Annotated in this window: 9 protein-coding genes and 3 pseudogenes; 5 read left to right on the top strand and 7 right to left on the bottom strand. The window is 71.6% G+C overall.

All coding sequences use genetic code 11. The features are described from left to right. Positions 1-7: 7 nt before the first annotated feature. The 3 genes from OHV05_RS32720 to OHV05_RS32710 form a co-directional block, all read right to left on the bottom strand. Positions 8-1,606, bottom strand: a complete 1,599-nt coding sequence (locus OHV05_RS32720) for an acyl-CoA carboxylase subunit beta (protein ID WP_405020925.1) — start codon at positions 1,604-1,606, stop codon at positions 8-10. After that, positions 1,603-3,273 (bottom strand): acyclic terpene utilization AtuA family protein, encoded by a 1,671-nt coding sequence (locus OHV05_RS32715; protein ID WP_405020924.1) that lies wholly within the window; start codon positions 3,271-3,273, stop codon positions 1,603-1,605. The genes OHV05_RS32720 and OHV05_RS32715 overlap by 4 nt, the downstream gene beginning before the upstream one ends. A 178-nt stretch (positions 3,274-3,451) precedes the next feature. Next, the gene (locus OHV05_RS32710) at positions 3,452-4,303 is read right to left on the bottom strand and encodes a LysR family transcriptional regulator (RefSeq protein WP_405020923.1); all 852 of its coding nucleotides are present in this window, start codon (positions 4,301-4,303) and stop codon (positions 3,452-3,454) included. 95 nt (positions 4,304-4,398) lie between these two features. Between OHV05_RS32710 and OHV05_RS32705 the strand changes: the two genes are divergently transcribed. Next, the gene (locus OHV05_RS32705) at positions 4,399-5,130 is read left to right on the top strand and encodes an SDR family oxidoreductase (protein WP_405020922.1); all 732 of its coding nucleotides are present in this window, start codon (positions 4,399-4,401) and stop codon (positions 5,128-5,130) included. Between the two features lie 180 nt (positions 5,131-5,310). On the opposite strand, the gene OHV05_RS32700 is transcribed toward OHV05_RS32705, so the two are convergent. Continuing rightward, entirely contained in the window at positions 5,311-6,552 is a 1,242-nt protein-coding gene (locus tag OHV05_RS32700) for a serpin family protein (RefSeq protein ID WP_405020921.1), read from the bottom strand. A gap of 85 nt (positions 6,553-6,637) precedes the next feature. Between OHV05_RS32700 and OHV05_RS32695 the strand changes: the two are divergent. Then, positions 6,638-6,742: pseudogene (locus tag OHV05_RS32695) on the top strand (IS5/IS1182 family transposase); the annotation flags it as partial. A gap of 58 nt (positions 6,743-6,800) precedes the next feature. Then, positions 6,801-7,448, top strand: coding sequence for a hypothetical protein (locus OHV05_RS32690; protein ID WP_405020920.1), 648 nt, complete (start codon positions 6,801-6,803; stop codon positions 7,446-7,448). 246 nt (positions 7,449-7,694) lie between these two features. Here the strand turns inward: OHV05_RS32690 and OHV05_RS32685 are convergent, their stop codons facing one another. The 3 genes and pseudogenes from OHV05_RS32685 to OHV05_RS32675 all read right to left on the bottom strand — a co-directional run. Next, entirely contained in the window at positions 7,695-8,246 is a 552-nt protein-coding gene (locus OHV05_RS32685) for an FHA domain-containing protein (protein ID WP_405020919.1), read from the bottom strand. Between the two features lie 501 nt (positions 8,247-8,747). Then, positions 8,748-9,218: an NUDIX domain-containing protein gene (locus tag OHV05_RS32680; RefSeq protein ID WP_405020918.1), complete on the bottom strand. Its 471-nt coding sequence runs from the start codon at positions 9,216-9,218 to the stop codon at positions 8,748-8,750. A gap of 20 nt (positions 9,219-9,238) precedes the next feature. Next, positions 9,239-9,604 (bottom strand): annotated as a pseudogene (locus tag OHV05_RS32675) (XRE family transcriptional regulator); the annotation flags it as partial. Between the two features lie 428 nt (positions 9,605-10,032). Here OHV05_RS32675 and OHV05_RS32670 point away from each other — a divergent pair. After that, positions 10,033-10,104: pseudogene (locus OHV05_RS32670) on the top strand (VOC family protein); the annotation flags it as partial. A gap of 299 nt (positions 10,105-10,403) precedes the next feature. Beyond that, positions 10,404-13,028: a rifamycin-inactivating phosphotransferase gene (gene rph / locus OHV05_RS32665; protein WP_405020917.1), complete on the top strand. Its 2,625-nt coding sequence runs from the start codon at positions 10,404-10,406 to the stop codon at positions 13,026-13,028. The last annotated feature ends 38 nt before the right edge of the window (positions 13,029-13,066 follow it).

Here is a 13,066-nt window from a genome sequence, read left to right as displayed (position 1 = left end):
AGGTCCCTTACATCCGGAAGACGCCGTAGCTGCGCGCGCCCTCGACCGGGGCGCTGTGGATCGCGGACAGGCAGATACCGAGCACCGTGCGGGTGTCGCGGGGGTCGATGACCCCGTCGTCGTAGAGCCGGCCGGAGAGGAAGACCGGCAGCGACTCGGCCTCGATCTGCTGCTCCACCATGGCCCGGATGGTGGCGTCGGCCTCCTCGTCGTACGGCTGCCCCTTGGCCGCCGCCGACTGCCGGGCCACGATCGACAGCACCCCGGCCAGCTGCTGAGGACCCATCACCGCCGACTTGGCGCTCGGCCAGGCGAACAGGAACCGCGGCTCGTACGCCCGCCCGCACATCCCGTAGTGCCCGGCCCCGTACGAGGCGCCGACCAGCACCGAGAGGTGCGGGACCTTGCTGTTGGAGACCGCGTTGATCATCATCGCGCCGTGCTTGATGATGCCGCCCTGCTCGTACGCCTGGCCGACCATGTAGCCGGTGGTGTTGTGCAGGAAGAGCAGCGGCCGGTCGCGCTGGTTGGCGAGCTGGATGAACTGGGCGGCCTTCTGCGACTCCTCGCTGAACAGCACGCCCTGCGCGTTGGCCAGGATCCCGACCGGGTAGCCGTGCAGCTCGGCCCAGCCGGTCACCAGGCTCGGCCCGTAGCGCGGCTTGAACTCGTCGAAGTCCGAGCCGTCGACGATCCGGGCGATCACCTCGCGCGGGTCGAACGGCACCTTGAGGTCGCCCGGCACCAGGCCGAGCAGCTCCTCCTCGGCGTACTTGGGCGGCACGGCGGTCGGGTCGGGCCCCGGACCGGCCTTGCGCCAGTGCAGGCGGTGCACGATCCGGCGGGTGATCCGCAGCGCGTCGTGCTCGTCCTCGGCCAGGTGGTCGGCCAGCCCGGAGACCCGGGCGTGCATCTCGGCGCCGCCCAGCGACTCGTCGTCGGCGTCCTCCCCGGTGGCCATCTTCACCAGCGGCGGGCCGCCCAGGAAGACCTTGGCCCGCTCGCGCACCAGCACGGTGTGGTCGGACATCCCCGGTACGTACGCGCCGCCGGCGGTCGAGTTGCCGAACACCACCGCCACCGTCGGCACCCCGGCGGCGGACAGCCGGGTGAGGTCGCGGAACAGCGCTCCGCCGGGGATGAAGATCTCCTTCTGGCTCGGCAGGTCGGCTCCGCCGGACTCCACCAGGCTGACCAGCGGGAGCCGGTTGTGCAGCGCGATCTCGTTGGCCCGCAGGGCCTTGCGCAGCGTCCAGGGGTTGCTGGCCCCGCCGCGCACCGTCGGGTCGTTGGCGGTGATCACGCACTCGGTGCCCTCGATCACCCCGATCCCGGTGACCAGCGCGGCGCCGACCGGATAGTCGCTGCCCCAGGCCGCCAGTGGGGAGAGCTCCAGGAACGGCGACCCCGGGTCGACCAGCAGCTCGATCCGCTCCCGGGCCGGAAGCTTGCCCCGACTCCGGTGGCGCTCCAGGTACTTGGGGCCGCCACCGGCCAGCGCCTTGGCGTGCTCGGCGTCCAGCGCGGTCAGTTTGGCCAGCATCGCGTCCCGGTTGTCCCGGTACTCGGGCCCGGCCGGGTCGAGGTGGGTGGGCAGCGTGGTCACAGCAGTTCCTCCGGGAGGTCGACGTGCCGGGCGCGGAGCCACTCGCCGAGCGCCTTCGCCTGCGGGTCGAAGCGGTGCTGGGCGGCGACGCCCTCGCCGAGCAGTCCGGTGATCACGAAGTTCACCGCGCGCAGCTCCGGGAGCAGCTGGCGGTCGATCGGCAACTCCGCCGCCTCCGGCAGGAGTTCGCGCAGGCGGTGCACGGTCAGTCGATGGGCCAGCCAGCGCCAGCCGTCCTCGCTCCGGGCCCAGACCCCGAGGTTGGCGTCGCCGCCCTTGTCGCCGCTGCGGGCACCGAAGGCGAGTCCGAGCGGCACCCACCGGGTCGGGCCCTCGGGCGGCGGGGGCGGCAGCGGCGGGTCCTCGACCCGCGCCGGCGGGCGGGTGATCGGGGCCGGGGCGACCACCCGGTGTGTGCCGTCCGGGAGTTGGGCCCGGTGCGGGACGCTCGCCGCTTCGACGTACGCGGTCTCGAAGACGCCGTACGGGGCGGCCGGCCCGGGTGGGGCGGTGAGGTGGAAGCCGGGGTAGCCCGCCAGGCCGAGTTCCACGACGGCGGTGGTGAACGCCCTCCCCACCGCCTCCTGGTCGCGGTCCTTGACGGCGAGCCGGAGCAGCGCGGAGGCGGTCTCCTCGGTGCCGGCGTCCGGGTGGTCGGTGCGGGCCAGCGTCCAACGTACCTCGGACGCCCGGACAGATCCCGCCAGTTGACGCCGGACCAGCTCCGCCTTGCGCTCGATGTCCAGCCCCGTGAGCACGAACACCACCTCGTTGCGCCACCCGCCCAGCCGGTTCAGCCCGACCTTGAGGGTCGGCGGCGGGGCCTCCCCGCGCACCCCGCTGATCCGCACCCGGTCGGGCCCGTCCTCGGTCAGCCGGACACTGTCCAGCCGGGCCGTCACGTCGGGGCCTGGGTAGCGGGCACCCGAAGTCTCGTACAGCAACTGGGCGGTGACCGTCCCGACCGTGACGGCGCCGCCGGTGCCCGGATGCTTGGTGATCACGCTGGAGCCGTCCGCGTGCAGCTCCGCGATCGGGAAGCCGGGGTGGGTCACGTCGTGCTCGTGGAAGAACGCGTAGTTCCCGCCGGTGGCCTGCGCCCCGCACTCCAGCACGTGACCCGCCACCACCGCCCCCGCCAGGGCGTCGAAGTCCCCTGCGTCCCAACCGAAGTGGGCCGCCGCCGCCCCCGAGACCAGCGCCGCGTCCGTGACCCGCCCGGTCACCACCAGATCGGCACCGGCCCGCAGGCACTCGGCGATCCCCTGTCCCCCGAGATACGCGTTGGCCGCCAACAACCCACCGGGCAACTCCGGCCGCCCGAGCAGATCGTCCCCGTCCACCACGCCCAACCGGACCGGCACCCCCTGCTTGGCCGCCAACTCCCCGATCGCCTCGCCCAGTCGACCCGGGTTCAGCCCGCCCGCGTTGACCACGATCCGCACCCCCCGGTCCACCGCCAGCCCGAGGCACTCCTCCAACTGCCGCAGAAACGTCCGCGCATACCCCAGTCCGGGATCCTTCAGCCGGTCCCGCGCCAGGATCAGCATGGTCAACTCGGCCAGGTAGTCACCGGTGAGCACATCCAGCGGCCCACCCGTCAACATCTCCCGCATCGCCCCGAAGCGGTCCCCGTAGAACCCCGACGCATTCCCGATCCGCAGCACCCTGGCCTCCCAGCCGGCTCCGCCCCGCCCCGCCCACGGGCAGCAGCGTGACAGGACGTCAGGAACAAATCAAGCACGCATGCTTGTTCTGCTGCCCGTCACCTCCGATCCGGTGCACAGCCCCGGCGTGACCGGACCCGACGGGTGTCGATGTGGAACCTGGCCAGGCGCAGTGGAACTACCGGAGACGGGTCGCAGTCCGGACAAGGTCGGCGACGGCTCTGGACCGGCTGTGCGGCGGCCAGGCGATCACGGTGGTGACCCTTGGCGCGTCCAGCACGGGCACGGCGGCGAGGTCGGCGGGAAGTTGGGATCGGCACGACTCCGGTGAGACCGCGCAGGCCCGGCCGAGCGCGACGAGCTGCAGCAGCTGCGCGTGGTCGCGGACCTGCGGACCGGGGCCGGGCGGGTAGCTGCCGTCGGGGTCGGGCCAGCGTGGCAGGGGCAGGCCGGGCAGCCCGGTGATGTCGGCCATGTGCACCTGGGTCCGGACGGTGAGCGGATGCCCGGCCGGCAGGACCACCACCTGGCCCTCCGTACCGAGTTCCTCGGTGTGGAACCCGGCCGTCGAGTCGAACGGCCGGTGCAGCAGCGCCACGTCGGCCCGGCCCTCGCGCAGAAGCCCTGCCTGCTCGGCCGGGCCGCACAAGATGACCTCGACGAGGACCGCGCCGGGTTCGGCGGCGTACGCGTCCAGCAGTTTCGCCAACAGATCGCGGGACGCACTGGCCTTCGTGACCAGGACCAGGCCGGGACGGCCGGTCGGGGGAAGGGCGGCGCGGCGGGTCCGGCGCTCGGCGGCTTCGACCGCGTCGAGGGCCGCCCGACCCTCGACCAGCAGCACCGAGCCGGCTTCGGTCAGCGTGACCGTGCGGCTGGTCCGGTCCAGCAGCGCCGCCCCGAGTCGGCGTTCGAGCTGCTGGATCGCCCGTGACAGCGGCGGCTGGGCGATCCCGAGCCGCTGCGCGGCCCGCCCGAAGTGCAACTCTTCGGCGACAGCGACGAAGTAGCGCAGTTCCCTGGTCTCCATCCGGCCACGGTACTCCGGATCGATACCTGGAAGGTATCGTCGCCCACCCAATCGGTCTTGGACCCCCGCCGGGGTCCGAGCGCAGCATGGTCCCCATGAGCGAACGAACGACTGCGCTGATCACCGGCGCGAACAAGGGAATCGGCTACGAGATCGCCGCGGGCCTGGGCGCCCTCGGCTGGCGCATCGGCGTCGGCGCCCGTGACGAGCAGCGTCGCACGGCCGCAGTGGAGAAACTGCGCGCGGCCGGCGTGGACGCCTTCGGCGTACCGCTGGACGTGACCGACGACGCGAGCGCGACAGCCGCCGCACGGCTGATCGAGGAACAGGCCGGGCGCCTCGACGTGCTCGTCAACAACGCCGCCATCACCGGCGGCATGCCCCAGGAACCCACCCGCGTCGAACCCGCCACCATCCGCACGGTCGTGGAGACCAACGTGATCGGCGTCATCCGCGTCACCAACGCGATGCTGCCGCTGCTCCGCCGCTCTGCCTCACCGCGGATCGTGAACATGTCCAGCAGCGTCGGCTCCCTCACCCGACAGTCGGGTGCCACTGCCGAGCTGACGGCGGGTCCGGTGGCCGCGGCGTACTCCCCTTCGAAGACGTTCCTGAACGCCGTCACCCTCCAGTACGTCCGGGAGTTGAGCGGCACGAACATCCTGATCAACGCCGGCTGCCCCGGCTACGTCGCCACCGACCTCAACGGCTTCCGTGGCGTGCGCACCCCCGAACAGGGCGCGGCGATCGCCGTCCGACTCGCGACCCTGCCCGACGACGGCCCCACCGGCCAGTTCTTCGACGACACGGGCGTCGTGCCCTGGTGACGTGCACGGCGGGCCGTCACCTGCTGGCTGAGGCGCCTTCCGCCCGCAGGGCTCGAAGCAGGTTCACCGACTGTGGCGACTGGAGGTCGTGCTGTCAGGGCGTAGGGCCGCCTGGCTCTCGTGACACCACCTCGCTCTCCTGAACCCCCACACGGCGTCAGCTCAGGGGTCCGGCCCCAGTCAGCCATGGAGGTGGAACTCGTTTTCGAAGTCCTCGTCGAGGTCCGGCTGCTGGTAGTCGAGAGTCTCGTTCACCCAGCCCGCCGCGAGGACCAGGCGGGAGGAACGGTGGACCGCCAGGAAACCGAAGGGGCGGTCGAAGGAGATGGCGACGTCGCGGACCCGGTAGGGCGGTTGGCGCGAGGCCGTGCCGCCGCCGGCGAGCACGATCGCCGTCACGGCTGCGGCCTCGAAGCCCTCTGCTCCGAAGGCCGCCGTGGCGCGTTGCCTGGCGGAGCCGACCGCCAGGGGGTTGCGGCTGATCCCGGGGAAGTGGCTCTGGTCGAGGTCGGCGGCGGTGGTGAGGCCGAAGGTGGCGGAGGGTCGGAGCAGGTCGTGTTCGGAGTCGACGGTGAAGGGCACGGTCGTGATCCATAGGTTCGGCTCGGGCTGCCGGCTCCGCTCCCAGCCCACGGTCATCCCCGGGCCGGCCTCGGCGGCGGGCAGTACGTCGGCCGTGACCCGCTCCACCGCCCCCTCGCCGGAGACCGCCTCGATCCCCGTCCGGAGCACCGCACTTGGCGTCCGCCCTTCCTCGCCGAGCAGCAGCCGGACCTCGATCCCGTCGTGCCCGAGCACGGACAACTCGGTGACGGCCCCCGCCTCGCCGCGCAGGACGGCCGCGCGGTCCAGCAATGCGGTGCGCCGGGTCAGCGCGGCCAGCAGCCGCCCGGCCCACGGGCCGTGCTCCGGCACGATGGTGGCGTCGGTGAACGGGCGGATCCAGCGCGTCCGAATGCTCAGTCCGCTGGCCAGCACCAGCCGGGTTTCCTCGTCCAACTCCACCGGCATGGCCGGGATCAGGCCACCCGTCACCTTCGCGGCCCAGGCGTCGAGGCGGGCGCGGTCGACGGCCGCGACCCCGGTCAGCTCTCCGAGGCCGTGCTCCGGCAGAGCAGCCACCCAGTCCGGGTCCAGCACGATCCGACGGTCCGTCCAGACGCCCACCGCCGTGGACACCCCCGGGATCCGGCCGACATCCGCCAGCAACTGACGGGCACCTTCCGCAGCGGCCTCGGCCGGCAGGCCCACCGCCGCCGCCAGCTCCGCGCGAGCGGCCCCGCCCGCCCCGGCCGCCAGCAGCCCCAGCAACGGCCACACCCCCACCGGGGAGAACACCGTGCTCCGCCCCGCCACCGCAGCCACCGAGGCCCACCGCCCCGCCAACGCGTTCACGGCGCCGACCACTGCCCTGCCACTCATCCGTCCCCCTGGCATCGCCCGTCTCGGTCCACCGAGCCTAGGCCGTGTTTTGGAAGGTTGTCCGGCTTGATGCCAGGCTCATCGGATGGGACGCGGGGATCTGTCGGACGGTCAGTGGGATGTGCTGGAACCGTTGTTGCCGGTTGCCGGTGTGGGGCGTCCTGCGAGGTCGCGTTCGGATCTGCCGTGGATCGGTCGTCAAGTCCGGTAGCCTGCCGGGAGGTTCGGGGTCGACGGAGGGGGACATTGTGCTGCGTTCGGCGCTGGTCAGGGGTGGCTGGCTCGGAGTGGTGATGGCGGTGGGGATGGTCGGCTGTGGTGGCGGCGGGAGTACCGCCGCTCCGCCGCCGGTGCCGACAGTGGAGCGGACGGATGGACCCGGGCCGTACCAGCCGCCCCGAGGGCTCTGCGGGCAGCTCGACTTCACCGAGCTCGCCACGGCCGTGGCGACGCTCGCCGGGCCGCCGGAGGGCGGGGAGACGGGGGCGAACCCGGCCGAGGCCAGTGGATCGGAGTGCAAACAGTCGCTGAGCGGGGGCGACGTGCACGGTCGGGTGGTGGTCCAGTGCAGTGCCTGGAAGGACACCGCCACCGCGATCCGGATGCATGACCACTCCCGGACCACCGCGGTCGACGTCGCGGGCGGGACGCTGACCGAGGTCCCGGGACTGGGGAGTCAGGCGTTCCGCCTGGTCTCGTCGGAGGAGGGCCCGTGGAAGTCGGATCTGCACCTGGTGGTCCGGGACGGCAACCTCGACTGCGAGCTCAAGACCCAGACCGGGAAGCCGATGGACGCGCTGGGCAAGGACCTCGCGTTCGCCGCCATGGCCGCGACGGTGAAGGCTGTGCTGCCGAAGCTGCGGGTACCACTGCGCCCGTCCCCGAGCGTGTCGTGAACCTCGCGGCCGGGCCCGGGCGGCCTCCGATGGGCCCGCACCCGGACAGCCACCACCGTCCAGTTGGTCCGTCAACTCGGCTATCCACGCGCAGACTTCGGCCACCGGTGCAACAATCCAGCATCCGTCGCACACCCTCGCCGACGCTTTCGTCCGACAGGGCACCTTCTCGTGGCGAACCGTCGGCGTTGAAGTCCGCGAGCTGAGCCGGACCGAGTCGGCCCAGGGCATGCAGCGGGCAGCCCGTCAGTCCGTGACCAGCTGAAAGGCCAACAGCCCGAACCGCACCTGGTCGCCGGCCCGCACCAACACCGCCCCTGCCACCCGCAGCCCGTTGACGTACGTCCCGTTGCTGGACCCGAGGTCCTGGAGCACCCAGCCCTCCGGCTCGCGCCGCAGCTCCGCGTGGAAGCGCGACACCGACGCATCACTCAGCCGAAGGCCCGAACCGACCTGCCGTCCGATCACCAGCCGCCCCGCACCCGGGCCCGGCAGCCGCAGACCGGGCAACTGCTCGGTCTCCCAGGTCCGCGCCAACCGGACCTTGAACGCCGACATCCAGGCCACCCCGCGCAGCAGGCCCCGGGCGAACCGTCCGTACGAATGCAGGTCGGCCACCACCGTGGCCATTTCCGCCCGGCTCTTGGCGGTGAGGACCAACTCCATCCGCCGCACGAACGTGTCATGGGAGAGCTGCCCGTTGCCGACCCCCTCCCGGAGCACCTCCAGCACCTGGTCGCGGTCGGCCTGCGACGGCCTGGCCGTCAGCTGGGCGGTGCGGAACTCTGGAGCGCTCATGGCCCGATTGTCGACGCCCCAGCCCCGGGCTGTCCAGAATCGGGAGCCCCACCCCGTCCCCGCCGGCCGAGCGGTGACGGCAGGTCAGTCCGCCCGCTCCCCAGCAGTTACCGGACACCCTCTGGGTCGAGGCCAGGCCGGTCACCGGCGAGGAACGCAAGGCGGGCGGCGCGAACGGACCCTCAACGCCGCCAACTGCGCGATCATCGCCCAGCACACCCACACCGACGAACTCCACGGACGGGCCCACTGCCTGGAAGCCGAATGGAGCCAGGAACGCCCGCGATGCCTTTCAGGGCCGATGGGAGGACAGATTGTGGCCGACGCCCCGTGCCCTTCTACGGCGGAGAGACCGGCGCCTAAGCTCCCCGTCTAGAGCCTGGATCGGGCAATTGGGAGTGGCGGCTCCGACATCGGGGACTGACCCTCCATCAGCATCACAGCGGCCCCGATCCACCTTCCGGAGCGGGGGTAGGTCAAGACCGTTTCGGCGTTGCGCAGTCATCCGAGATACGGGGTGGTCCGGCGCTCCAGAAAGTGCTGGAGTCGAAGGCGTTGGGTGTGGTGGATGGGCAGTCCGTCGAGTTCCGCCGGGGAGACGAAGCGGAGGTCGGTGGACTCGCTGGAGATGCGCAGTGCTCCGCCCGTCAGGCGGGCGGTGAAGCAGACGTTGAACTGTTGGCGTACTTCGCCGTCCGAGTAGGCGATCACGTGGCGTGGGTCGGTGTAGGTGCCGACCAGTCCAGTGATCTCAACCTCCAGTCCGGTCTCCTCCAGGACTTCGCGGACTGCGGCGGCGGGCAGGGACTCGCCGAAGTCCATGGCACCCCCTGGCAGGGCGTAGAGACCGTTGTCGGTTCGGCGTTGCAGCAGGATTCGCCCTATGTCGTCGGTGACGACTGCGGAGGCGGCGACCACGAGGCGATTGGGCTGAGGGGCGTTCGGGTCGTCGTAGTACTCGGTCCTGGCCATACGTCAGTCTCCCTTCAGCGCGTTGTGCCATGCATTCGCACCTCGATGCCGGGCACCTCGGTCAAGGGCCGGTAGTGCATGGCGGCGAGTCGGCAGCGGGTCTCGATCCCATGGCCGAACTTCTCCTCTCTACCCCGCTGTTGAACGTTCTCGCGGTCGGCATCACCGAGAGCGATCCGAACCGTGCAGCCTTGGGCGGCACGCTCGGCCAGTAGGGCACTGAAGCCGGGGAAGGACTCGTGCAGGAACAGCGCGGCATGGACCAGCACGTCGATGCACTCGGTTGCGATGGTGAGCTGATCAGTCAGGACGGAGAGCGGAAGGTCGGCGCGGTGCAGGCTGACGCCTACCGGTACTTCCTGACGCGGCCGGATGCGGTGGAGCGAGTGGCGGAATTTCTGGCCTGGGACGGCCGTCTCGACCTGACGTTCGCGCCGGCCGGCCGGTGTCACCTGGTATCGGTCGCTCCGGCGGTCCGGTGAGTGCCAGTGGTGGTGGGTCGGTGTCGCGGCGGTGGGTGGCGTCGTGGTCGTTCGACGGTGCGCAGTTGACGCGGGGGTGGATGGGGGCCGACCGGTTCTCGGAGATTGCGGCACGGATCGTACGGGCTGCTGTGGAGTCCGACGAAGCGGACGGCAGGCGTGCGGCCGAGTTGGCGACCAATCCGATCGGGTCGGGCCGTCCCGAGGCTGCTCTGTCCGGGGTGTGGGAGTACGAAGGTCTGGACGGGTGGTGTGAGGTGGCGGTGGCGCACTACCCGAATGTGGAACCGCCTTCGGTCGGGTCGGGGCTCCACCGGTGACACGCTCCCCACCTCGGCCAGGGCGATGTCCCATGGACCTGCCTGGCCGACCCGGAGGGCCACGAGTTCTGCGTCCTCGCCCCGCACCACCGACAGGGGTTTCCACCCGGCGCCAACAGCAAAGGCAAGGAGAACGCGCTCCTTGCCACTCCCAACATATAGCGCACCCCGGGGCTTGCCACAAGCCCCCGATCATGCCGCAGAATCGTCGGCCGAAGCCACCACCTGCGGAAATGAGTCTGTTGTTGTCGAGGTACGAAGAGCATGACGAGGTCGGATCGACCGGGACGCGCCCGGTCGGGGGATTCGACGGAGTCGGCGGCGCCGGTGATTCGATCAGGTACGGCAGGACAACGGAGCGCGGCCGCCTCGGAGGTATCGCAGTGAGTGAGCAGTACGTGCTGGATCTTCAGGAGCTCGACGCCACGCGGGTCGCGGACGTCGGCGGCAAAGCCGCGCACCTGGGCGAGCTGTCGCGGATCGGGGGCATCCGGGTGTCGGACGGCTTCTGCGTGACCACGGACGCCTTCCGGCGGGTCATGGCGGACGCACCGGCGATCGACGACCTGCTCGACGAGTTGGCCCACCTCGGCCCGGACGACCGGGAGGCGGTCCAGGTGCTCGGTGCGCGGATCCGTCGGACCGTCGAGGAGACCGTCGTCCCGGACGAGCTCGCGGCGGCGGTCACCGGCGCGCTCGTCCGGTTCGGCGCGCAGGACGCCTACGCCGTCCGGTCCAGCGCGACGGCGGAGGACCTGCCGACGGCCTCCTTCGCCGGCCAGCAGGACACCTACCTGAACGTCGTCGGGCCTGCGGAGATCCTCCGGCACATCAGCCGGTGCTGGGCCTCGCTGTTCACCGAGCGGGCCGTGACCTACCGTCAGCGCGGCGGGATCGACCACCGTACGGTCCGGATGGCGGTGGTCGTGCAGCGGATGGTCCTCCCGCAGGCGTCCGGCATCCTGTTCACGGCCGACCCCGTCACGGGCCACCGGAAGGTCGCCACCGTGGACGCCGGCTTCGGCCTGGGCGAGGCACTGGTCTCCGGCCTGGTGAACCCGGACGTCTTCAAGGTGCGGGGCGGCGAGGTCGTCGACCGGACGATCGCCGCCAAGCGAGTCGCCGTTCAGCCGCTGCCGGGCGGCGGTACGCGGGAGGTGGCGATCGGCCCGGAGCAGCAGGAGCGGCCCGCGCTGACGGATGCTCAGGCCGTCCGGCTGGTGGAGCTCGGGCGGCGGATCGAAGCGCACTTCGGCCGCCCGCAGGACATCGAGTGGTGCCTGGTCGACGACGACTTCCGGATCGTCCAGAGCCGGCCGATCACCACGCTGTTCCCGGTCCCCCGGAGCGACGACCGGGAGAACCACGTCTACGTCTCCGTCGGGCACGGGCAGATGATGACCGACCCCATGAAGCCGCTGGGGCTCTCGATGTGGCAGTTGACCGCCATGGTGCCGATGCACGAGGCCGGCGGGCGGCTGTTCGTCGACGTCGCCCCGCGGCTGGCCTCGCCGGTGAGCCGGGCCGGTCTCCTGGAGGTCCTGGGGCGCGGCGATCCGCTGGTCAGGGACGCTCTGGAGACCGTCCTCGAACGCGGCGACCTCGTACCGTCGCTCCCGGACCCGAGCCCCGCTCAGCCCCCGTCCGACCATCCGGCCGACCACCCGTCCGACGAGTCCGAGCAGGACCCGGCCCGGACCGACCCGGCCGTCGTCGCCGAGCTGATCGAGCGCAGCCGGGCCTCGGTCGCCGCCCTGGAACGCGGCATCCGCGGCAAGACCGGACCGGCGCTGTTCGACTTCCTGCTGGCGGCCTTCGAGGAGCACAAGCGCGTGCTCAGCGATCCGCTGAACATCCAGGCCATCATGACCGCGATGGAGGCCACCTGGTGGCTCAACGACAAGCTGCAGGAGTGGCTCGGCGAGAAGAGCGCGGCTGACACGCTCACGCTGTCCGCCCCCGACAACATCACCTCGGAGATGGGGCTGGAGCTGCTCGACGTCGCGGACGTGATCCGCCCGCACCCGGAGGTGGTGGCGTTCCTGCAGGGCGTCCAGGACGACGGCTTCCTGGACGAGCTGCCGAAGCTGGCGGGCGGGACCGAGGCGCGCGACGCCATCGAGGCGTACCTCGACCGCTACGGCATGCGCTGCGCGGGCGAGATCGACATCACCAGGCCCCGGTGGCGCGAGCGCCCCGGCACGCTCGTGCCCGCGATCCTCGACAACGTCCGGAACTTCGAACCGGGCGCTGCGGAGCGGCGGTTCGAGCAGGGGCGGCAGAAGGCGGAGCAGAAGGAACAGGACGTGCTGGCCCGCCTGCGGGCCCTGCCGGACGGGGACCGGAAGGCCGACCGGACCAAGCGGATGATCGACCAGGTGCGGGCCTTCATCGGGTACCGGGAGTACCCGAAGTACGGCATCATCAGCCGCTACTTCGTCTACAAGCAGGCCCTGTTGGCGGAGGCCGGGCGACTCGTGCAGGCCGGGGTGCTGGCCGAGCGGGCGGACGTCTTCCACCTCACCTTCCAGGAGTTCCACGACCTGGTGCGGTCACGGCAGTTGGACGGCGGGCTGATCGAGCGGCGCAAGGAGGAGTTCCGCTCCTACCACGCGCTCACACCGCCCCGGGTGCTCACCTCCGACGGCGAGGCCCTCAGCGGGGCGTACCGGCGGGACGACGTGCCGGACGGCGCGCTGGTCGGCGTACCGGTCTCCGCCGGGACGGTCGAGGGGCGGGCCCGCGTCGTCCTGGACATGGCGGCGGCCGATCTCGAATCCGGCGACATCCTGGTCACCACCTTCACGGACCCCAGCTGGTCGCCGCTGTTCGTCGGCATCGCGGGCCTGGTGACGGAGGTCGGCGGCCTGATGACCCACGGCGCGGTGATCGCCCGGGAGTACGGCCTGCCGACCGTCGTGGGCGTGGAGCAGGCCACCCGGCTGATCCGGGACGGGCAGCGGATCCGGGTGCACGGGACCGACGGGTACGTCGAGCTCCTGTCCTGACCGGACGGTACGGCTGGGCCTCCCGGCAGTTCGAAGGC

Origin of the sequence: Kitasatospora sp. NBC_00070, assembly GCF_045041205.1 — a bacterium.
GTDB lineage: Bacteria > Actinomycetota > Actinomycetes > Streptomycetales > Streptomycetaceae > Kitasatospora.
The sequence above is the reverse complement of the archived record's forward strand: the minus strand, read 5'-3'. Positions and strand labels throughout refer to the sequence as shown.

What these genes read in the sequence shown, in the direction of transcription:
- OHV05_RS32710 (WP_405020923.1), bottom strand. Translation starts at nt 4,303, where the DNA reads ATGGAGACCAGGGAACTGCGCTACTTCGTCGCTGTCGCCGAAGAGTTG.
- OHV05_RS32705 (WP_405020922.1), top strand. Translation starts at nt 4,399, where the DNA reads ATGAGCGAACGAACGACTGCGCTGATCACCGGCGCGAACAAGGGAATC.
- OHV05_RS32700 (WP_405020921.1), bottom strand. Translation starts at nt 6,552, where the DNA reads ATGAGTGGCAGGGCAGTGGTCGGCGCCGTGAACGCGTTGGCGGGGCGG.
- OHV05_RS32685 (WP_405020919.1), bottom strand. Translation starts at nt 8,246, where the DNA reads ATGAGCGCTCCAGAGTTCCGCACCGCCCAGCTGACGGCCAGGCCGTCG.
- OHV05_RS32680 (WP_405020918.1), bottom strand. Translation starts at nt 9,218, where the DNA reads ATGGCCAGGACCGAGTACTACGACGACCCGAACGCCCCTCAGCCCAAT.